General features: G+C 72.9%; 14 protein-coding genes and 1 pseudogene. 8 read left to right on the forward strand and 7 right to left on the reverse strand.

Annotated features, from left to right (window positions below):
• Window positions 1-78: 78 nt before the first annotated feature.
• Window positions 79-1,269, reverse strand: coding sequence for an ATP-grasp domain-containing protein (locus MicB006_RS15225; protein WP_116506954.1), 1,191 nt, complete (start codon window positions 1,267-1,269; stop codon window positions 79-81).
• Between the two features lie 816 nt (window positions 1,270-2,085).
• Between MicB006_RS15225 and MicB006_RS15230 the strand changes: the two genes are divergently transcribed.
• Window positions 2,086-5,769 (forward strand): non-ribosomal peptide synthetase, encoded by a 3,684-nt coding sequence (locus MicB006_RS15230; protein ID WP_116506956.1) that lies wholly within the window; start codon window positions 2,086-2,088, stop codon window positions 5,767-5,769.
• A 126-nt stretch (window positions 5,770-5,895) separates the two neighbouring features.
• The gene (locus MicB006_RS15235) at window positions 5,896-9,597 is read left to right on the forward strand and encodes an amino acid adenylation domain-containing protein (RefSeq protein ID WP_116506958.1); all 3,702 of its coding nucleotides are present in this window, start codon (window positions 5,896-5,898) and stop codon (window positions 9,595-9,597) included.
• Window positions 9,598-9,672: 75 nt separating this feature from the next.
• Here MicB006_RS15235 and MicB006_RS15240 read toward each other — a convergent pair whose 3' ends face one another.
• Genes MicB006_RS15240 through MicB006_RS15250 form a run of 3 tightly spaced genes read right to left on the reverse strand, consistent with a single transcriptional unit; the run spans window position 9,673 to window position 12,696 of the window.
• Window positions 9,673-10,368, reverse strand: a complete 696-nt coding sequence (locus tag MicB006_RS15240; protein WP_030500475.1) for an HAD-IA family hydrolase — start codon at window positions 10,366-10,368, stop codon at window positions 9,673-9,675.
• Between the two features lie 37 nt (window positions 10,369-10,405).
• Window positions 10,406-11,536 (reverse strand): Gfo/Idh/MocA family protein, encoded by a 1,131-nt coding sequence (locus tag MicB006_RS15245; RefSeq protein ID WP_013477292.1) that lies wholly within the window; start codon window positions 11,534-11,536, stop codon window positions 10,406-10,408.
• Complete coding sequence (locus tag MicB006_RS15250; protein WP_116506960.1) at window positions 11,533-12,696, reverse strand: DegT/DnrJ/EryC1/StrS family aminotransferase; 1,164 nt, start codon at window positions 12,694-12,696, stop codon at window positions 11,533-11,535. Before MicB006_RS15250 ends, MicB006_RS15245 begins: the two co-directional genes overlap by 4 nt.
• A 333-nt stretch (window positions 12,697-13,029) precedes the next feature.
• Here MicB006_RS15250 and MicB006_RS15255 point away from each other — a divergent pair, with 333 nt between their 5' ends.
• The 4 genes from MicB006_RS15255 (at window position 13,030) to MicB006_RS15270 (ending at window position 15,425) form a co-directional block, all read left to right on the forward strand.
• The gene (locus tag MicB006_RS15255) at window positions 13,030-13,461 is read left to right on the forward strand and encodes a type II 3-dehydroquinate dehydratase (RefSeq protein ID WP_116506962.1); all 432 of its coding nucleotides are present in this window, start codon (window positions 13,030-13,032) and stop codon (window positions 13,459-13,461) included.
• Window positions 13,462-13,552: 91 nt separating this feature from the next.
• On the forward strand, window positions 13,553-13,906 hold the full coding sequence (locus MicB006_RS15260; protein WP_116506964.1) for a DoxX family protein: 354 nt from the start codon (window positions 13,553-13,555) through the stop codon (window positions 13,904-13,906).
• An 8-nt stretch (window positions 13,907-13,914) separates the two neighbouring features.
• On the forward strand, window positions 13,915-14,853 hold the full coding sequence (locus tag MicB006_RS15265) for an ROK family protein (RefSeq protein WP_030500470.1): 939 nt from the start codon (window positions 13,915-13,917) through the stop codon (window positions 14,851-14,853).
• 11 nt (window positions 14,854-14,864) lie between these two features.
• Window positions 14,865-15,425: an NADPH-dependent FMN reductase gene (locus tag MicB006_RS15270; protein WP_013285613.1), complete on the forward strand. Its 561-nt coding sequence runs from the start codon at window positions 14,865-14,867 to the stop codon at window positions 15,423-15,425.
• Between the two features lie 139 nt (window positions 15,426-15,564).
• Here the strand turns inward: MicB006_RS15270 and MicB006_RS15275 are convergent, their stop codons facing one another.
• Together MicB006_RS15275 and MicB006_RS15280 are read right to left on the reverse strand one after the other, a co-directional pair.
• Window positions 15,565-16,788, reverse strand: coding sequence for a glycosyltransferase (locus tag MicB006_RS15275; protein ID WP_116506966.1), 1,224 nt, complete (start codon window positions 16,786-16,788; stop codon window positions 15,565-15,567).
• A gap of 90 nt (window positions 16,789-16,878) precedes the next feature.
• Window positions 16,879-18,291: a glycosyltransferase family 2 protein gene (locus MicB006_RS15280; RefSeq protein WP_116506968.1), complete on the reverse strand. Its 1,413-nt coding sequence runs from the start codon at window positions 18,289-18,291 to the stop codon at window positions 16,879-16,881.
• 419 nt (window positions 18,292-18,710) lie between these two features.
• Here MicB006_RS15280 and MicB006_RS15285 point away from each other — a divergent pair.
• Window positions 18,711-19,487, forward strand: a pseudogene (locus MicB006_RS15285) (glycoside hydrolase); the annotation flags it as partial.
• A 156-nt stretch (window positions 19,488-19,643) separates the two neighbouring features.
• On the opposite strand, the gene MicB006_RS32020 reads toward MicB006_RS15285, so the two are convergent.
• Window positions 19,644-19,790, reverse strand: coding sequence for a hypothetical protein (locus MicB006_RS32020; RefSeq protein WP_192900242.1), 147 nt, complete (start codon window positions 19,788-19,790; stop codon window positions 19,644-19,646).
• Window positions 19,791-19,924: 134 nt separating this feature from the next.
• On the opposite strand from MicB006_RS32020, the gene MicB006_RS15290 reads away from it, so the two are divergent.
• The gene (locus MicB006_RS15290; RefSeq protein ID WP_116506970.1) at window positions 19,925-20,698 is read left to right on the forward strand and encodes a L,D-transpeptidase; all 774 of its coding nucleotides are present in this window, start codon (window positions 19,925-19,927) and stop codon (window positions 20,696-20,698) included.
• The last annotated feature ends 46 nt before the right edge of the window (window positions 20,699-20,744 follow it).

Below are 20,744 nucleotides of genomic sequence, written 5' to 3' on the forward strand. Positions count from 1 at the left end.
CGGCCGGCGCCGCGGGGGCGGCCGGGCCGGCGAACGGATGACGAGCCGCCGGAGCCGAGCGGGCCCGGACCGGCGGCGTCAGGTGCCCAGGGCCCGCTGGATCTGCGCCACCAGCACGCCGCAGGCGTACCGGTCCGCGGCCCCGACCATGCCGACGATGGTCGCCGGCAGCGGGCCGTTGTCCGTCTCCGCCGGGTCGTGGTGCATGAACACGACGAACTGTCCCCGGTCGATGAACGGCGCGAGGATCGGCTCGGCGTCGACGCCGGGGGCCAGTGAGAAGAACGTGGTCATGGCGCACGGATGCCGGCCCAGCAGCGAGCTGCGGTGCAGCAGCGAGGTGGTGGCCCCGCTGACCCGGAAGTTCGGGTCGATGACCCGCAGGGCGCCGTCGCGGCCGATCCCGGCGTCGAAGGAGCAGTAGCCCCGGTACCCGAGCGCGCTGGCCTTTCGGACCCCTACGGTCAGCGCTTCGACCAGCTCCTCCGGGGGCTGGTCGTCGTCCATCACACAACCGACCCACGTCGAGGTGGGCTGCGGCAGGTGTACCGACGATCCGAAGTAGTGCACCGATCCGCTGTCGGTCACGCCGAACTGGATACCCCAGATCGTCTGGAAGGGCACCTCCTCCTCGACGATCCACTGCTCGCTCACCTGTTCCAACTGGTTGAACAGGGAACGGTTCCGCCGGTCCCGCAACCGACGGGTGAAGATCGCAATTCCGCTGGACACCTCGACCCCGGCCGGTTTGATGACCGCCGGCCGGCGGTCCCGCGCCACGATCCGGCGCACCTCGGCGGGGGTGGCGACCTGCCGGCGGGGCAGGTACTCCGGCGCGACCAGAGTCTCCAGCACGGTCTTGTTGTTGAGGCGGGCGACCAGATCCGCGGGCACCCGGGCGCGAGCGGCCCGCAGCAGCGGGTCATGCGGAGGAAACTGGAACTCCAGCGTCTCGCCCCGCTCGACGGCTTCCCGCGCGTACCGCACCGCCTGCGCGCCGGAACGGAACTTCCGCAGGTCGCTGGGCGTCTTCAGACCACTCCGGCTGAGCAGACGCAGCGACTTGTCCGCGCTGGAGCCGGTGCTGCAAATCGCCGCCGACTGGTGCGGAAGGGTCAGGTGCAGACCCGTGATCATGTCCAGGCCGTTGTAGAGAGCGGCGCCCGCGCCGGCGAGATAGGGGCTGTCGGCGGTGGCCGACGGGTCGGGCGGCCGGGCCAGGACCACCCCGTCGTGTGCGAACACCTGTACCTGGATGGGCACCTGCATCTGGTCTCCTGACATGCCGGCCCGGTGCGGGCCTCGGGGTGGCGGTGAAACCGGTGCGCCACGGCCACGAACAGCGGAGAACGTGGCCGAAGGGGTGGGCTCCCGGTCCTGATGCGGCCGCTCGGCCGCGAGAGCCGGGCGTGCCGCGTGCACCGACCGGACGGTCGTGAGCTGGACCGGCCGGGAAGCCGGCTGGCTCATGGCCAGCGTTGCGGCGGCGAGGTGCACACCGCCGGTCAGCGGTGGAGTTTCCAGCCACCGACCGGCGTCATGATCGAAAGATGATAGTCACTACGCATTGCCCCGGGATGGGCCGGACAGGCGAACGCGGACGGCTCTTTCGCCGCCGAGGCCGCCGATACTCCTAGCGGGGCCATCGACTCGGGCTGACCGAAAAGCTGTTCTTCAGAAGGGCTGGAGTCGCCGGACGGCGCTGTCGCAGCCCGCGCTGTCGAGTGCCCGGATTCCGACGGCCGCGCCCCCTGCCAGCTCACATCGCCGACCCGGCCCCGACGCGGCCGGCGGGCACCGCCGAAACGTCCCAGGCCTGCCCGGGGAGGAGATCTCCGGCTGATGCGCTAGGGGTCGACGTGCCGATCTCTAGGGGTGTACGTCACTGCACAGCGCTTCGTATGGTCGGGCCCCGTCGGCTCGTCGTTGCCACTCTCAGCGCACCGGATCGGGTGGCCCGCGAGCGGTGCCTTCCGTCGACGCGCCTCGCGTCACCCCCCACCGTCCGGCGTACGGCATCCCGGCTGACCGATCGTCGCGGCCCTGAGCCTTTCGGTCGTCCCCTTTCGATCGGAGGTCGAGCTGTTGTCTGTCGGGTTCGGTGGCGCCCAGGCCGCGGACGGCGCGGTTGCTCTGGAACTCGTGGGGGACCTGCGGAGGCCGGCGGTGTGGCCCGCGCGGGCGGCCTCGGTGCACCGGGTGCTTCCCGCCTGGCCGTCGCGCGTGACACCGGCCGGGCACGTCGTGGTGGCGGGGCTCGTGGCGGTCCTGGCCCGCTGGACCGGCCAGGACGAGGTGGTGCTCGGGCTGGCCCCGGCCGGCGGGTCGGTGGCGCGGGTGGACGTCTCGGGCGACCCGGGATTCGGGGAGTTGGCGGCGCGGGTGGGACTGGCGTGGACGGCGCCGGTGGCGGGCCCGGACCGGCCGGACCCGGTGGCGGTGGAGTTCACCGACGGTCCGGTGGCGGAGACGGGACCGGCTGTGGTGGACGTCGACATGGTGGTGCGCGTGGCGGCGGACGGGTCCGTGCTGCGGGTGGACTACGCGGTGGAGGGATTCTCCGCGCAGTTCGTGCGGGGACTCGTGGATCAGGTAGTGGTGCTCGTCTCCGCCGGGACGGCGGCGCCGCAGGTCGCCCTGTCGCGATTGCCGTTGCTGGACGCCGCGGAACGGGAGCGGTTGCTGGCGTGGGGGCGCGGCCCGGTGCGGGAGACCCCGGGTGAGCCGATCCACGAGCTCGTGCTGAGCTGGGCGCGGCGGTCGCCGGAGGCGGTGGCGGGTGTCGCGGGCGACGAGGTGCTGACGTACGGGGAGCTGGATCGCCGGTCCGGGCTGCTGGCGGCGTACCTGCGGTCGGTGGGTGTCCGTGCCGGTGACGTGGTGTCCGTGGCGTTGGAGCGCGGGTTGTGGTCGCTGGTGGCGGCGATGGGCGTGCTGCGGGCGGGTGCCGCGTACACGCCGATGGACGTGTCGTGGCCCGCGGAGCGGATGCGGGTGCTGCTGGCCGACCACGGCGCGCGGGTGGTGTTGACGGTCGGTGCGGTAGCGCCCCGGATTCCCGCCGGGGACGGGGTCACGGTGGTGGCGCTGGACGACGGCTGGCCCGCGGTACCGGCCGGTGCGGTGGCGGATCTGCCTGCGGTGCCGGTGGACGCGCCGGCGTTCGTCATCTACACGTCGGGTTCGACAGGCACGCCGAAGGGCGTGGTGCTGTCACACGAGAGGCTGGCGAACTTCCTGGCGTGGATGACCGGCGAGTGCGCCATCGGCCCCGGCAGCCGGATGCTGCACTCGGCGGCACCGGTCTTCGACGCCGCGTTCGGGGAGATCTTCGCCGCGCTCACCGGCGGAGGCCGCGTCGTCGTGTGCCCGCGCGACGATCTGCTCGACGCGCGCCGGCTCACCGACCTCGTCAACACCCAGGGCGTCACGCACACGTTCGGACCGGCCACCAACATCGCCCCGCTCGACCCGGCCGCCTGTCCCGGCCTCCGCTGCGTCATCTTCGGCGGCGAGGCCGTCCCGCCGCGGCTGGCCCAGCGGTGGCTGACGGCGGGCACGCGGGTGGTCAACGCGTACGGGCCGGCCGAGATCGCCGTGGCGTGCACCTGGTTCGACGCGTCGGCCGGGTGGGGTGGCGCGTACGTGCCGATCGGCTGGCCGATGCCGAACCGGCAGGTCCGCGTCGTCGACGCGAACCTCGACCTCATGCCGGCCGGGGTTCCCGGGGAGATCCTGATCGCCGGCTTCGGCGTCGCCGACGGTTACCTCAACCGCCCCGAACTGACCGCCCAGCGGTTCGTCACCGACCCGCACGGCGGCGGGCTCGCCTACCGCAGCGGCGACCTGGGGAGGTGGAACAGCGCCGGCGCACTGGAGATCCTCGGCCGGATGGACCACCAGGTGAAGGTCAACGGCATCCGCATCGAGCTGGGCGAGATCGAGAGCATCCTCGCCCAGCACCCGGAGGTGGAGACCGCAGTCGTCGTCCGCCGCGAGGACCGGGGCGTGGCCCGGCTCGTCGCGTACGTCACCGGGCGCGACGGCCGCACCCCGGGCACCGGCGACCTGCGGGACCACGCCACGGCCCACCTGCCCGGCTACATGGTCCCCGCCGCCGTCGTCGTCCTCGACCGCTTCCCCCTCGGCGGCACCGGCAAGATCGACCGGAGTGCCCTTCCCGCACCCGGCGCCCAACGCCCCGACCTCGGCGTGCCGTACGTGGAGCCGGCCACCGAGGGCGAGCGCCTCGTCGCGGAGGTGTTCGCGAGCGTGCTCGGCATCGAGCGGGTCGGTGCCCGCGACGGCTTCTTCCACCTCGGCGGCACGTCGTTGCAGTCCGCCGCCGTCGCCGTCGCCATCGACGAGGCCGCCGACGTAGTGGTGCCCGTCTCGCAGATCCACCGCACGCCCACCCCGCACGAGCTGGCCCGCTGGCTCGCCACCGCCCCCCGCCGTACGGACACCGGCCCGACCGCCGGACAGGCCCGGCAGCGCCCGGGACCGGTCCCGCTCGCGCAGCAGGTGGCGAAGTGCCTGATGTCGCCGCTGGAGGTCGTCGTCCCGGTCACCTGGTGGATCGAGGGTGAGCTGGACCTACGAGCCCTGATGGCCGCCCTCGGCGACCTACACCACCGCCACCAGGCCCTACACGCCCGCTACCGGCGCACCGACCCACCAACCGCAATCATCCCACCCAACCCCGGCATGCCCCAGCTACGCCTACTCGCCGACGCCGCCACCGAACACGACGCCCTCGACCAACTCGCCGAAGCAGTACAACAACCCCTCGACTACACCCAGGGCCGCAACTGGCGCGCCGCCCTGATCCGAAACAAAACCACCAACCGAATCCTCTTCGGCATCGGCATCCACCACATCGCCTTCGACGGCTGGTCATACGGACTACTCGTACGAGACCTCAGCCACGCCTACACCGCACGACACACCGGCCACACACCCACCTGGCCACACCCCGCACCCACACTGCACCAGTCCTACGACGAACACACCCGCCTCCGCGACGCCGCCGACCTGCAAACCCAACGAACCTACTGGCGCGAACAACTACGCGACCTACCCCGCCAAGGCGAAGGCCCGGCCACCGCACCCCTGGAGCAGGCCCTCGCCTGGGGACCGAAGGCGGGCCACACCGTCACCGTCACCCCCGAGGTGCTCGACCGCTGGGACCGGGCCGCCCGCGACCAGCGCTTCAGCCGCTCCAGCTACTTCGTGGCGGCCTTCGCCTCGGCGCTGCGCGCCATCCACGCGCAGGACGACATCGCCCTGCTGATGGTGGTCGCCAAGCGCGGCAGCCGCGTCCTCGACTCCGCGTTCACCACCCGGCTCAACCTCAACTGCGTGCGGGTGCGCTTCGACGGGCCGCAGGACGACAAGCTGGTCCTGCGGGTCGACGAGACGATCCGCGATCTCATGCGGGCCCAGGACGTTCCCTTCGCGGAGACCGCCGACGATCCCGCCGCCGGGCTCTCCGGCGAGGTGGTCGCGAGCCTGCCGACGTTCGTGTTCCAGGACAACGTGGTGGTGCCGCTGGAGCTGCCCGGCTGCCGGGCCGAGGAGGTCGTCGACCCGTACGCCCGGGAGGTGCCAAACGGGCTCACGGTCGAGGTGCTGCCCCGCGTCGACCATGCTCTCCTGCGCGTCACCATCCGCACCGACTACCTGCCGTACAGCTTCGCCGAGGAGCTGAACCACCACATGCTGCGCTTCCTCGAAGACGGGCCGGCGGGTACGCCCACCGCCGGCTGACCGTCCGCCTTTGCGTACCGGTCCGCTCGTCGTCGGTGGCACGCGGCCCGTTGTCCCGAGAGTTCGTGGTTGTCCCCTCCGGCGCACCCCTCTGGGTCGCGCCGGCCCTGATCGGAGGCTGGCTCAATGTCTGTCGGAATCGTCGGTGCGCACGCCACGGATGTCGCTGGGCCCGGCTTCGAGATCCTCGACCTGATGGGAGACCTGCGCCGGCCGGCCGCGTGGCCGGCCCGGGCGGCCTCCGCGTACCGGCCGGTCGACCTGCCCGTCCCGGCGGGGGCGCGCTCCCCCGGCGCGGTGCTGCTGGCCGGTCTGCTGGGGGTGCTGGCCCGGTACACCGGCCAGGCCGAGGTGGCGGTCGGCCTGTCGTCGGGCGGCGTGCTGCGGGTCGACGTCGCGGACGAACCGGGCTTCGGCGAGCTGACGTCGCGGGTGGCCACGGCGCTGGCCGGACCGGTCGCGCGCAGCGCGGGGGCGGCGGGGCCGGTGGTGGTCGGGCTGGTGGACGCCCCGGTGGCCGAGGTGGGGCCGGACGTGGTGGACGTGGACATCGTGGTGACCGTCGCGGGGGACGGGTCGGCGCTCCGGGTGGACTACGCCGCTGACGGCTTCTCGGCGGACTGGGTGCGGGGCCTGGTGGACCAGACCGTGTCGTTGCTGTCGGCCGGGGTCCGGGAACCGGGGGTGCCGCTGGGCGCGCTGCCGCTGCTGGGCGCGACCGAGCGCGAGCGGCTGCTCGCGTGGGGCCGGGGCCCGGCCCGCCCGGTGCCGGGTGCGCCGCTGCACGAGCTGGTGCTCGAATGGGCGCGACGCACGCCGGACGCGGTGGCCGGCGTCGCCGCCGGGGAGGTGCTGACGTACGCGGAGCTGGCCCGTCGCTCGGGGGAGTTGGCCGCGCGGCTACGGTCGATGGGCGTACGGCCCGGGGACGTGGTGTCGCTGGCGCTGGACCGCAGCATGTGGACGCTCGTCGCCACCCTGGCGGTGCTGCGGGCGGGGGCGGCGTACACGCCGATGGACGTGTCCTGGCCGGCGGAGCGGATGCGGATGCTGCTGGCCGACCACGGCGCCCGGGTCGTCCTCACCGTCGGCGAGGTCGCCCCGCGTGTCCCCGGACCTGACGGCGTACGGGTCGTCGCCCTCGATGCCGACTGGCCCACCGTGACGGCGGCCGAGGCGGCCGACCTGCCGGTGGTGGCACCCTCCCGGCCGGCGTTCGTGATCTACACGTCCGGCTCGACCGGGACACCGAAGGGTGTCGTGCTGACCCACGAGCACCTGACGAACTTCGTCACCTGGATGCGGGAGGAGTGCGCGGTCGGGCCGGACAGCCGGATGCTCCATTCCTGTTCCCCGGTCTTCGACGTGGCCCTCGGCGAGATCTACACCGCGCTGACCTCCGGTGCCCGCGTCGTCGTCAGCTCCCGCGACGATCTGCTCGACGCCCGCCGGTTGACGGAGCTGATCGCCAAGGAGCAGGCCACCCACGCGTTCTGCCCACCCACGAACCTCGCCGCCGTCGATCCCGCCGACTGCCCCAGCCTGACGTGCGTGACCCTCGCCGGGGAACCCATTCCGCCCCGCATGGCACGCCGCTGGACGGCCGCCGGTGCCCGCCTGATCAACGCGTACGGGCCCGCGGAGGCATCCGTCGCCTGTACCTGGTACGACGCGTCGAAGGGCTGGCCCGGCGCGTACGTGCCCATCGGCCGACCCATGCCCAACCGGCAGATCCGCGTCGTCGACGCCAATCTCGACCTCGTCCCCATGGGCGTCCCCGGCGAGATCCTCATCACCGGCGCCGGCGTCGCCGACGGTTACCTCAACCGCCCCGAACTGACCGCCCAGCGGTTCGTCACCGACCCGTACGGCGGCGGGACCGCCTACCGCACCGGCGACCTCGGCCGGTGGAACGCCGCCGGAGCGCTGGAGATCCTCGGCCGGATGGACCACCAGGTCAAGGTCAACGGCATCCGGATCGAACTCGGTGAGATCGAGGCGACTCTCGAACAGCACCCGGACGTCGGCACCGCCGTCGTCACCCGTCGCGAGGACCAGGGCACCGCCCGGCTCGTCGGCTACGTCACCGGACGCGACGGCCGCGTCCCCGTCACCGCGGACCTGCGGGCACACGCCGCCGCCGTGCTCCCGCCCTACATGGTTCCCGCCGTGATCATGGTCCTGGACCGGTTCCCCACCGGCGGCACCGGCAAGATCGACCGACGGGCGCTACCAGAACCGGGCTCGCGCCGTCCCGATCTCGACGTGCCGTACACCGAACCGGCCACCGACTCCGAACGCCTCGTCGCGGGGATCTTCGCGACGGTGCTCGGGCTGGACCGGGTCGGGGCACTCGACGGGTTCTTCCACCTCGGCGGCACCTCCCTGCAGTCCGCCGCCGTCGCTGTCGCCCTCGACGAGGCCGCCGACGTCGCCGTGCCCGTCTCGCAGATCCACCGCACCCCCACCCCGCAAGGGCTGGCCCGCTGGCTCGCCACCGCCCCCCGCCGCCCCGGGGCCGAGCTGGCGCCGTCCGTCACCGGCCGTCCCGGCCCGTCGAAGCCCGTCCCGCTGACCCCGTCCGTCGCGAAGTGCGTCGTGCTCCCCTTCGAACTGGTCTGCCCGACCACCTGGTGGATCGAGGGTGAGCTGGACCTACGAGCCCTCATGGCCGCCCTCGGCGACCTACACCGCCGCCACCAGGCCCTACACGCCCGCTACCGGCGCACCGACCCACCAACCGCAATCATCCCACCCAACCCCGGCATGCCCCAGCTACGCCTACTCGCCGACGCCGCCACCGAACACGACGCCCTCGACCAACTCGCCGAAGCAGTACAACAACCCCTCGACTACACCCAGGGCCGCAACTGGCGCGCCGCCCTGATCCGAAACAAAACCACCAACCGAATCCTCTTCGGCATCGGCATCCACCACATCGCCTTCGACGGCTGGTCATACGGACTACTCGTACGAGACCTCAGCCACGCCTACACCGCACGACACACCGGCCACACACCCACCTGGCCACACCCCGCACCCACACTGCACCAGTCCTACGACGAACACACCCGCCTCCGCGACGCCGCCGACCTGCAAACCCAACGAACCTACTGGCGCGAACAACTACGCGACCTACCCCGCCAAGGCGAAGGCCGGCCGCAGGAGATCCTGGAACAGACCCCGACCTGGGGCCCCAAGACCGGGCACATCGTCGCCGTCTCGCCCGAGCTGGTGCGGCGCTGGGACCGGGCCGCCGTCGAACACCGCTTCAGCCGTTCCACCTACTTCGCCGCCGCCTACGCCTCGGCGCTGCGCGCCATCCATCAGCAGGACGACATCGCCCTGCTGATGATCGTCGCCCAGCGCGGCAGCCGCGTCCTCGACTCCGCCTTCACGAGCAGGATCAGCAGCAACTGTCTCCGGGTCCGGTTCGGCGGCCCGGAGAAGGACCTGATGCGCGCCCTCCAGCAGACCGCGGACGAGCTGATGGCCGCCCAGGACGTCTCCTTCCTGGAGATGGTCACCGACGACCCGGTCCTCGACCTGCCCCGCGAGGTGATCAACAGCCTGCCCTCGTTCGCCTACCAGGACAACCTCGTCCTCCCGCTGGACCTGCCCGGCTGCCGGACCGAGGAGGTCGTCGAACCGTACGCCCGGGAGTGGTCCGGTGCCTGCGTCGCCGAGGTGCTGCCCGGCGACGAGAGTGTCCTCCTGCGGGTCACCATCCGTACCGACCTGGTCCCGGCCCCCGTCGCCGAGGTCCTGGCCACCGGCATGCTGCGCTTCCTGGAAGCCGGCCCCGAGGCGGTCAGCGACACACGCTGACCGCCGCTTGCCGGCAGGCTCGGCGGCAGCGCGCCGTGCGGCCCGCGCGAGCAGCCCGGCGCGCTCCGGTCCGGGTCAGTGGACGAGGGCCGCCGGGCAGTGCGCCAGCAACTCCGCCGGGGCGTGCACGACCAGGTCGGGGCCGGCGGCGAGCAGCGCCGCGATGTCCCCGCCGTGCCACGTCGTGGCGACGGCCGTCGCCCCGGCGGCCCGGCCGCTGAGCAGGTCGATCACCGCGTCGCCCACCATCATGGCCTCGTGCGGCGGCACGTCGAGGTTGCCCAGCGCCTGGAGCACGATGTCCGGGGCAGGCTTGGGACGGGCCACCTCGTCGGAGCCGATCACCTGGCCGAAGAGGCCCAGCACGCCGAGTTGGTCGAGCAGGGAGCGGGCCCGCGGGCCGGCCTTGCCGGTGGCGATCCCCATCCGGATGCCACGCGAGTGCAGGGTCTCCAGGGTCTCCCGGACGCCGGGGAAGAGCGGCACGAGGTGGGCCATCCGGTAGCTCTCGCGGACGAACGGCTCCTCCATCTCCAGGGGCAGCCCCATCAGGCGCATGATGTCCGGGAAGTACCGGCCCATGTGCCGGTTGTACTCGTCGAACGGTGCCGGCCCGTCGCCCACCACCTCGGCGTACGCGATGCTGAACGCCTCACGCATGACGGCCGAACTGTCGACGATGACGCCGTCGAGGTCGAACACGACCGCGCGGATCGGGCCGCGCGCCGGCGAGGGCGGGGTCACCTCGACTGTGGACGATGGACGGCTCATGGCTGCTCCCGGAAGGGGTTGGGGCCGACGGTGGTTCTCACCCGGCGCGATGGCCCACCAGTGCGTGCTGGCGCTCCGGCCGGGTGGGCCGGGCGCACTGGTAGATCCGTTCGATGATGTCGATGGTCCGGCGGGCCTCGACGACGGCCGCGCCCCGGGCGGCCGGGTCGGCGAGCAGCCCGGGCAGGGCGTCGAGCTGGTGGTCGTACTCCGCGCCGATCGGCTCCCCGGGCAGCGGCAGCCGCGCGGTCCGGCCGTCGCGGGTACGCGTCAGCACCGGCGTGGGCTCCCGGTTGGGACTGAAGCCGAACGTGCAGCGCAGCGTCGCCGACCCCGCGGCGCCGTGCACGGTGACGGTGGTGCGGTCCAGCGACTCGTGCGAGGCCCAGCACGCGTGCAGGGCGACGGAGGCGCCGGTGTCGGTGAGCAGGAACCCCCGGGCGGTGTCCTCGACGTCGCCGGGAACGTGGCCTGCGGTGTCGGCCCCGCCGCGCCAGGCGGCGTGGGCGGCGCTGTCGTTGACGAAGTCGTCCGAGACGCTGCCTATCGCGTGAGTGACCCGGGCCGGGCCGAGCAGCGGCAGCACCGTGTCGAGCAGGTGCCAGCCGAGGTCCACCAGCGCGCCCCCGCCGGACTGGTCGCGGCGGGTGAACCAGCCGCCCGCGTCGGGCACCCCTCGGGCGCGAACCCAGGCCACATCGACGTGCCGGATCGGGCCCAGCCCGCCGGCCACGTCGGCCAGCGCCCGGATGTCGGCCCGGTAACGGGCGGCGCTGCCGGCCAGCAGCACCGCGCCGCCGTCGCGCTCCGCGTCGGCCAGGATGCCCGCCTCGGCGGAGGTCAGGCAGACCGGCTTCTCCAGGAACACCGGTACGCCCCGGCGCAGCAGCCGGACGGCGACGACCGCGTGCAGGTGGTTCGGTACGGCGACCACCGCCAGGTCGACCGTTCCGGCGGGCAGGTCCTCGACGTCGGCGTACGCGGACGCGACGGCGTGGGTGTCGCGGGCCTGATCGCGCACCACGGGCTGCGGGTCGACCACGGCGACCACCTCGAAGCCGGGGTGTGCGGCGAGCCGGGGCAGCCAGATCTCCCGCCCGGCCCAGCCGAGGCCGACCACCGCGACCCGCACCGGCCGGCCGGCCGCGGCCGGGGGCCGGGCCGTCATCCGGCGAGGACGTCGGCGAGCACGGCGGCGATCTCGTGCATCTGCTGCTCCGTGCCAAGCAGCGTGCGGTGGTGCAGCCAGACGCAGTCGGAGTGGATCTGCTCGGTGTTGGGGCAGCGGGCCGCGATCACCTCTACCGACTCGTCGGACGCGCCGGCCATCCAGAAGCCCTCGCACCGGTAGATCGCCCGGAACGCCACGAACGCCGGGACGCCCCGGGCGATGAGCGCGTCCACCACGGCACGGCGGCGCTCGATGCCGATCCCGGGGATACGGAACATCGCCATGTAGTGCGGGTTGCGGTCGGTGCGGGGGTCGGTCGCCTGCGGGACGACGCCCGGGATCTCGGCGAGCAGGCTCGACAGCAGCGGCCAGCGCTGCTCGCGCAGCGCGATCTGCTCGTCGAGGCGGGGCAGCTGGGCGCGTAGCACAGCGGCGGTGAACTCGCTCATCCGGTAGTTCGAGCCGGTGGTGCTGTGCAGGTATTCGCGGTCGGTGCGGGGCCGGCCGCAGCTGTGCACGAGGAATGCCCGCTCGCGCAGTTCCTCGTCGGGGAAGACGACCGCTCCGCCCTCGCCGGCGGTCATGAGCTTGCCGTTCTGGAAGCTGAAGGCGGCCACCGAGCCGAGCGCGCCGGCCCGCCGGCCGCGCCACTGCGCGCCGTGGGCGTGTGCCGCGTCCTGCAGCAGAGCCACCCCGGCGTCGGCGGCGAGCTTGTCGAGCGCGTCCATGTCGGCGAACTGCCCGGCCATGTGCACCGGCATGATCACCTTGGTACGGGGCGTGATCGCGGCCTCGACGGCGGCGGGGTCGACGCAGTAGGTGTCCAGGTCGACGTCGACCGGCACGGCGACCGCGCCGAGACGCTGCGCGGCCAGCGAGGACGAGATGAACGTGAACGCCGGGACGATCACCTCCGTACCGGGGCCGACGCCGAGCACCTCCAGCGCGACTTCCAGCGCGTGGGTGCCGTTGGTGACGGCAAGCGCGTGGGGGCTGCCGTGGTAGTCACCGAACTCCCGCTCGAAGGAGTCGACCTCACTGCCGCCCATCCGCCACCACTGACCCTGTTCGAGGGCGCGGATCAGTCCGGTTCGCTCCTCGTCGCCGTACTGCGGCCACTCGGGGAACTCGGACACCGTCGAGGGCTGACCACTCATGACTTCCCACTTCCCAACTCGGGCAGACCAGGGGCTTGGGCGGACCATCGGGCGGGACGACCCGAGACCGCCGGTGCGCGGTCCGGGCGCAGCGGAGCACCGGATGGCCGCGCGGTACGTGACGCCTCCGTCTGGAGCCGGCGGCGTCGCTTCAGCAGGGAGGACGGTAACCGACGCGGATACGCGGTCACCGCCCCTAACAGCCCCTAGCCACCCCTTAGTCCGCCCGCGCGTCGGGCGCCGCCGGTTCGCCGGGAGCCGTCGGCGTAGTAAGACTGCGGTGACCAGTCATCAGGCTCTGCGGGACCAGGGCCGTGCCCCACGAGGTGAAGCGTGTCGGACGTACTGCTGCTGAACGGCCCGAACCTGGGCATTCTCGGCCGGCGGGAACCGGAGATCTACGGCACCGACACCCTGGACGACATCGAACGCGCCGTCGGCGAGGAGGTCGCCGCCCGGGGCTGGGGTGTGGTCGCCGAGCAGCACGACTGCGAGGGTGCGCTGATCCGTACGATCCAGAACAGCTACGGCACGGTGGGCGCGATCGTCAACCCGGGCGCCCTGATGATCGCGGGCTGGAGCCTGCGCGACGCGCTGGCCAACTACCCCCGGCCCTTCGTCGAGGTGCATCTGTCCAACGTGTGGGCGCGGGAGAGCTTCCGGCACGACTCGGTGATCGCCCCGCTGGCCAGCGGGGTGATCGTCGGGCTCGGAGCGCTGGGCTACCGGCTGGCCGCGCGCGCCCTCACCGCGACCGTCCGATGACGACCGGGCACCCCGCCGTCCGGTGCCGTGGGCGCCGGCGTGCCGGCGGTACGGTCGTCCGCCCCTCCCGACTCTTCCCGAAGGACCTCACGTGGAAATTCCCGTCCTCGTCCTGACCCTCGTCCTCGCCGCCGTGTTCGTGGGCACCGCCGTGCCGAAGCTCACCGGGCAGGCACAGATGCGCGAGCGGATGGACCACCTCGGCGTCTCGCCGGGGCTGACCCGCGTGCTGGGGGTGCTGGAACTCGCCGCGGTCGCCGGGCTGCTGCTCGGCCTGCTCTGGCCGCCCCTGGGCATCGCGGCGGCGATCGGTCTCGCCCTGCAGATGACGTGCGCGGTCGTCTACCACGCACGGGCGAAGGACCCGGCCGCGACGATCCTGACGCCGGTGATCTTTGCCGTGGCCGCCCTGGCGCTCGTCTACCTGCACGTGCGGCTGGGCTGAGGCCGGCCGTGTCCGGTCCGCAGCGCCACGGCGGCGTCCTCGGCATCGACGTCGGCGGCACCAAGGTCGCGTTGCACGCGGAGGCACCCGGGCGGCCGGCGTACGACCGGACCTTCCGCTGGCCCCGTGGGGCCGCCGACCCGGCTGACGACCTGACGGTGCTGGCCGTCGAGGTGGACCGGCTGCTCGACCGGTGGGGACCGGTGGACGCGGTCGGGGTGGCCATGCCGGCGACCACTGACACCGGGGGCACCGTCACCACCTGGCCTGGGCGCCCCGGCTGGGCGGGCCTCGACCTCACCGGCGCGCTGCGCCGCCTCTTTCCCGACGCGGCGACCGCCGTCGCCGACGACGGTGATCTCGCCGCCCTGGCCGAGGCGCGCTGCGCCGGCGCGGACGACGTGGTCTACCTGGGCGTCGGCACCGGGATCGGCGGCGGCGTCGTACTGGCCGGCCGGCCGGTGCCGGGCCGGTCCTCCGCCGAGATCGGCCACATGGTCGTCGCCCTCGACGGTGAGCGCTGCGACTGCGACCGGCACGGCTGCCTCCAGTCCGTCGCGTCCGGCCCCGCCACCCTGCGCCGCGCCGCCGCCCGCCGGGGCGGCGAGGTGGGCTTCGATGACCTACGGGCCGGACTCGACGGGCGCGAGCCCTGGGCGGTGGCTGCGGTCGAGGAGAGCTGCCGGGCGCTGGCGGCGGCGGTGGTGAGCCTCGGCGAGATCCTCGATCCGGCGCTGGCAATCGTGGGCGGCGGGTTCGCCGCCGGCCTGCCTGGCTTCGTGCCGCTCGTCGCGCAACGGGCACGCCGCGCCGGCCGGCCCGGGCGCCCGGCGCCACCGGTGCGTCCCGCCGCCCTCGGCGGGCTGTCGTCCCTGCACGGCGCGGTGGAGCTGGCTCGTGACCTGACCGGCACGCCGGCTCCCGCGCGCCCCGTCCCCATCGCGTAGAGGAGAGCAGCATGGTCAGGATCGGTGTCATCGTCGGCAGCACGCGACCCGGCCGCAAGGCCGACGCCGTGGCCCGCTGGGTGCGCGACGTCGCCGCCAAGCGGGGCGACGCCACTGTCGAGTTGGTCGACATCGCCGACTACGCCCTGCCACACTTCGACGAGGTGCTGCCGCCGTCGATGGCGCCGTCGCGACGCCCGGCCGTACGCCGCTGGGCGACGACCGTGGCCGGGTTCGACGGCTTCGTCTTCGTCACGCCGGAGTACAACCACTCCATCCCGGGCGCGCTGAAGGATTCCCTCGACTTCCTCTACCAGGAGTGGCAGCACGCCGCCGCCGGCCTCGTCAGCTACGGCGTGCACGGCGGCACCCGGGCGGCGGAGCACCTGCGGCTGGTGCTCGGGCAGCTCGGCGTCGCCGACGTCCGCTCCCAGGTCGCGCTCTCTCTGACGACCGACTTCGTCAACTTCCGCGACTTCCGGCCGGCCGCGCACCACGAGCAGGCCCTCGGCACCATGCTCGACGAGGTGGTCGCCTGGGCCGGCACACTGCGGACGCTGCGCCGGGCCTGACGCCGCTGCGGCTGCGCGGGCCGGTGACGGGGGTCGGGCACCCAGCGTCGACCCGCCCGCTCGGCCCGGCACGGCACCGGTCGCCTGGGTCGTGGCCGGGCCCCGCCCGGTCGTGAGCCAGCGGGGCGGGGCTGCCCGCTCAGGCTCCCGGTGCGACGACCAACCGCTCCGCGGCGACCTGCGCCGCGTCGGTGCGTACGACGCCGGCGAACTCGCGGGCGCGGGCGGCCACCTCCGGCCGCAGCGCGGCGCCCAGAGCCTCGGTCAGCGAGTCGACGGTCGGCACGGAGCCGGGGTGTGCGGTGCCGATGCCGAGCGCGGACACCCGGCGCGCGAAGTAGTGCTGGTCGTACACCTGCGGTACGACGACCTGCGGCGTCCCGGCCCGCGCGGCCGTGGTCGTGGTGCCCGCGCCGCCATGGTGGACCACCACGGCCACCTCCCGGAACAGGTCCTGCTGGTTCACTTCGCCGACCACCAGGCAGTCGGAGGACCGGTCGACCGGCGAGAGCGGTGCCCAGCCCCGGGAGACGACCAGCCGGCAACCGACCGCGCGCACGGCCCGCACGGCCGTCTCCAGCAGACCCGGGGGTGCCGCGACGCTGCCGAATCCGACGTAGACGCACGGCCCGCCGGCGTCCAGGAAGGCCGTCAGCTCGGCGGGCAGGGCCCGCTTGTCGGGCAGGAGCCAGGCGCCCGGTTGGTAGACGGCCGGATCGGCGACGTCCGGCCAGGGTGCCAGGCTCGGGTCGGTGGCCAGCCACGGCCGGTCGGTGTGGATGTGGTCGCTGACGTCGTCGACCGTGCCCAACCCCACCGCCGACCGCAGCGCGTTGAGGGGCGCGGCGAAGGTGTCGTTGACGTGCCGCAGGTTGGCCGCCCACAGGTCGCTGTTGTCGGCCGACGCGGGCGCCGGGACCTCCCCGAGCACCGGCAGCGGCAGCGGGGGGTGGTGGGGTGAGGGAAGGGCCGCCGGGCAGAGCGCCGCGAAGACGTACGGGATGCCGCGCTTCTCCGCCACGGTGCGGGCGGCGATCTGGAGGCCCGTCGACGCGACGAGGACGTCACAGTCCCGGGCTGCGGCCGACAGCACCTCGAACTGGATGCCGATGGAGGACTCGGCGAGCTTGCGTACCTGCGCGGGCGAGGGTTTTGGCACGGCGGCCCGCGACCTGGGCGCCGCCGACCTGCGCCAGGGCGGGCCGACGGGCACGAAGGGAATCCTGAAGCTGCCCACCCAGCGGGCGAAGTCGGGCGGGGCGCAGAGGCGGACCTGGTGGCCGAGGGCCGTCAACCGCGACGCGAGCGCCACCAGTGGTTGGACATCGCCGCGCGACCCGAGAGTCGACAGCAGTACGCGCATGGTACTCGCCTTTCCGTCTTTTACTCCGGATCCGGGCGCGGTTGGGCCAGGCCCGACAGCGTTGTCGGGCCTGGCCGCACCGTCGATCTGCTATCCCCGCGTCGTGGAGCGCCCCGGCACCAGGGCAGCGGGTCGCGCCCTGGCGGCGGTCTGAGCGGGTACCCGGCGCGCGGCGCCGGGCGCGGGTCGGAGGGGCCGCAGGATCAGTACGTGGCCGAGCCCTTCGACCGCGCGCAGCTCGGCCGTGCACGCCGCGGCCTGCGCCTGGCGCAGGTAGTCCAGCGTCTGCGGGTCGGCGGCGCACATCCCCGGCGTCGAGTCGGCGGTGGCGACCAGGTGGACCTCGCCGGCCAGCAGCAGCGAGGCCGAGATGAACTGGCAGAGTTCCGGCCACAGCAGGTACCGCCAGAAGTCCACGCTGATCACCGCGTCCAGGCTGCCCGGCGGCATGGGCGGGGCGACGCCGAGCAGGTGGAAGTTGGTCCGCCCGATGGGTGCGGCGTAGTCGAAGGTCAACGCCGAGGTGGGCAACCCGGAATCGGCGCGGCCGGTGCCGATCCAGAGCGTGCGGTGCCCCCGCACCTGGCCGGCGAGGCGCGCGGCGGCGGGCCCGATGGCGCAGGCCGACCGCTCGACGCACTCGTCGATGAGCGCGCGATAGTGCAGGATGCGCCGGATCGCCTCGTACCCCATGACGGCGGTAAGGAACTCCCACTCCAGGCACGGATAGAGCCGGGCCGCCTGCTGGAAGTTGGCCTTCATCTCCATCCAGTTGCGGGTGATGTTCTTGTGGTGCGGCAGGTGGACGATCCGGGCGTCGTCGTCGTAGCCGAAGTTGACGCCGTCGGGGAGGCTGCGGTCGACGCGGTAGAACAACTCGACGTCCTCCACGCCGTAGCTCAGACCGAACGCCTCGCGGTAACCACCGACCTGCGCGAAGTGCGCGCTGGACAGCGAGATGTTGTGCGTGTAGGCGATGACCCAGCCGGCCCGGAGCCACTCGCCCCCGTCGTCGGGAAGCCCCGTGGCGAACCGCAGGTCGCCGCCGTGCGGGAAGGCGCGTGCGACCGCGTGCGACTCTCCGGCCAGCACTGCCGGCAGGTCAGCGAGGCCGATCTCGTCCCGCCGGCCGATCAGCACCGCCGCGTTGCCGGGCACGCTGTGCCAGGCCAGGTGCCGCTCCAGCAGGTCGGGCACCGCCCACGAGTCGGCGTCGAGGAAGACCAGCAGAGGTGCGCAGGCACGGCGCGCCCCCTCGTTGCGGGCGACGGAGCGGCCCTTGCGCTCGGCGAGTTCCAGCACGCGCAGGCGGAGACCGGCACCCTCGGCGAGCGCCTCGGCGTACCCGTCGGACGAGCCACCGTCCCGGACCACGATCACCTCGAAGCGTTCCGGCGGCAGCGTCTGCCGGGTCAGCGCCTTGAGGGTCAGCGCGAGGCACTGCGGATCCTGGTAGGTCGGCATCACCACGCTCAGCGCCGGAGGGTTGGTGGGCAGCGACATGGCGATCCTCTCCGTCAGGCGATCTTGCCGTCGAGGGGCGGCGACATCGTCAGACGATAACGCTCCGCGACGACATCCTTACGCATCAATAGGGGTCAATAGGGGTGCACTGTCCCAACACGGCAGTCGCCGCCTGACCGGAACCTACCCACGCGCAGGAGCAGCAGCCGCGATAGGAAGCAGAGGGGTTAGATCAACCCGATTCGGCTGGCGAACTCACGTACGCCTGGCAGGTTGCCATCGGTCGCACCGCTGCTCGGCGCTGCTCAGCCGGCGGCGCATCACACCCACCTGGGCATGGCTGGCACGGCCGGCGGCAGGTCGGGCAACGAGGACCACCGGCGGCTGCGGAGCCTGCTGGAGTCGTTGGCCGCCGCGCTGGCCGGGGACGAGCTGGCCGCGCTGCCGGGTGGGGGCAGTACTACATGGCGTTCGTCGACGCGTACCCCGGCGGCCGGATCCCGGTGCTGGCGCCGATCAACTGGAGCTCCGACGGCTGGCCCAGCATCCAGACCGTGAACGGCGGTTGGGGCGCCAGCTACCCGTACCCGAACGTGCCGCGGCCACCACGCCAGGTCAAGTCCATGATCGGCCCGGACACCTTCGCCGGCCCGACACTCGACCCGCGGTGGGAGTGGAACCACAACCCGGACACCACGAAGTTCTCGATGAACAACGGGCTGCGGCTCCAGACCGCCACGGTCACGAACGACCTGTACGCCGCCCGCAACACGTTGACGCACCGGATCCAGGGACCGACGTCGACCGCCACGATCCAACTGGACTACTCGACAATGCGTGACGGTGACCGGTCCGGCCTGGCCATGCTGAGACATCTCTCCGCCTGGATCGGCGTCCGCCGCGACGGCGGCCAAACGCGGGTCTCGATGGTCGACGGCCTCGCCATGGACAGCAACTGGAACACCACCAGCACCGGCACCGAACGGGCAAGCGCGGCGGTGTCCGGCGGCCGGATCTGGCTGCGTGTCAACGCGGACGTCAGACCCGGCGCCGGCCGACAGGCGAGGTTCTCCTACAGCACCGACGGGGTCACCTTCACCTCGCTCGGGCCGGCGTACACGTTGAACAACGACTGGCCGTTCTTCATGGGCTACCGGTACGGCATCTTCAACTACGCCACGTCGTCGCTCGGCGGTTCGGTCACCGTCAACCGCTTCGACCTCACCACTCCCTGACCCGACGCCGTGGGCCGGCGACCTCGGTCGCCGGCCCACCCCGTTCGTCGGTCGCCGCCCTCGGCCCCGGCGCGGCCACCCGTCCGTGCCGAGGTTGCTCCCCGGGCGCGCCACCAGGCGTCAAGGGCCACCGATGACTCATCACTCACCCTTCGCCTAACCGGTGATCACCGGCCAGGCGTAGGCCAGCAGGGCGCACGCCGCTCCGAGCAGGGCGAGCGAGACGCCCCGGGTACGGAAGGGCAACGCGGCGAGCGCGAGCAGGATGACCGCGACAAGGTAGAGAAACGCTTGTACCGACATGGTTGTCTCCTCAGGGTCTGCTGGCGGGCGGTGCACCTCTACCCCTGCCGGTCCGCCCACGAAACCGGTCGACCGGCGAACGGTCGGTTCGCGAGGGACATCGGAACGGCGCGCCGGGTGGGACGATCTGCCGCATGCGACGCAGATCCCTGATCGTCGGGGCGGCGGCCGGCATCGCCGCGCCCGTCGTCGTCTCCGGCGCGACGCCGGCAGCGGCGGCGTCTCCCGACGCCACCACCGACCCCCCACGTCCACGAGACCGCACCTGGACGCCGAGCAACAAGGCAAGCGGTCTGCGCACCCTGCCGGCCACCACGTGGCAGGTCGTCGTGATGACCGCGGCGAGCTGGAATACCAGCTACGCCACACTGGAGACGTTCGCGAAGACCGACGGCCGCTGGACCGCGGTCTCGGGGGCGCTGTCCGCGCGGATCGGCTCCCAGTTCTTCAGCGACAACCACGTCGAGGGCACCCCGACCACGCCCACGGGGGTCTACGCGTTCGGCCCGAGGATGTACGGCATCGCCGCGAACCCGGGCGTGAGATATCCGTACCACCAGGTCGTCACCGACGACTGGTGGGACGAGAACCCGAAATCGTCCACCTACAACACGTTCCGGCACACGGCCACCAGCCCTGGCGGTTACAGCGAGGCGCTGTGGAAGGAGAAGCCGGCCTACACGCACTTCGCGGTGGTCACCTACAACATGGCGCCGAACGTGCCGAAGCCGGTGCCGAACGCAGGCAGCGGGATCTTCCTGCACGAGTTCAGCACGACGCCCTCCGGCCCGACCGCCGGCTGCGTCAGCCTGTCGCACGCCGACCTGGTCGGCGTACTCCGGTGGCTCGACCCGGCGGCCCAGCCGCGCATCGTGATGTGCCCGCTGGACAGCATCGGTCGCTACTGACCGGTCCGACCGGACACGTGCCACGGCCGGTCGATGGAGCGTGACA

Source organism: Micromonospora sp. B006 (assembly GCF_003408515.1).
GTDB lineage: Bacteria > Actinomycetota > Actinomycetes > Mycobacteriales > Micromonosporaceae > Micromonospora > Micromonospora echinospora_A.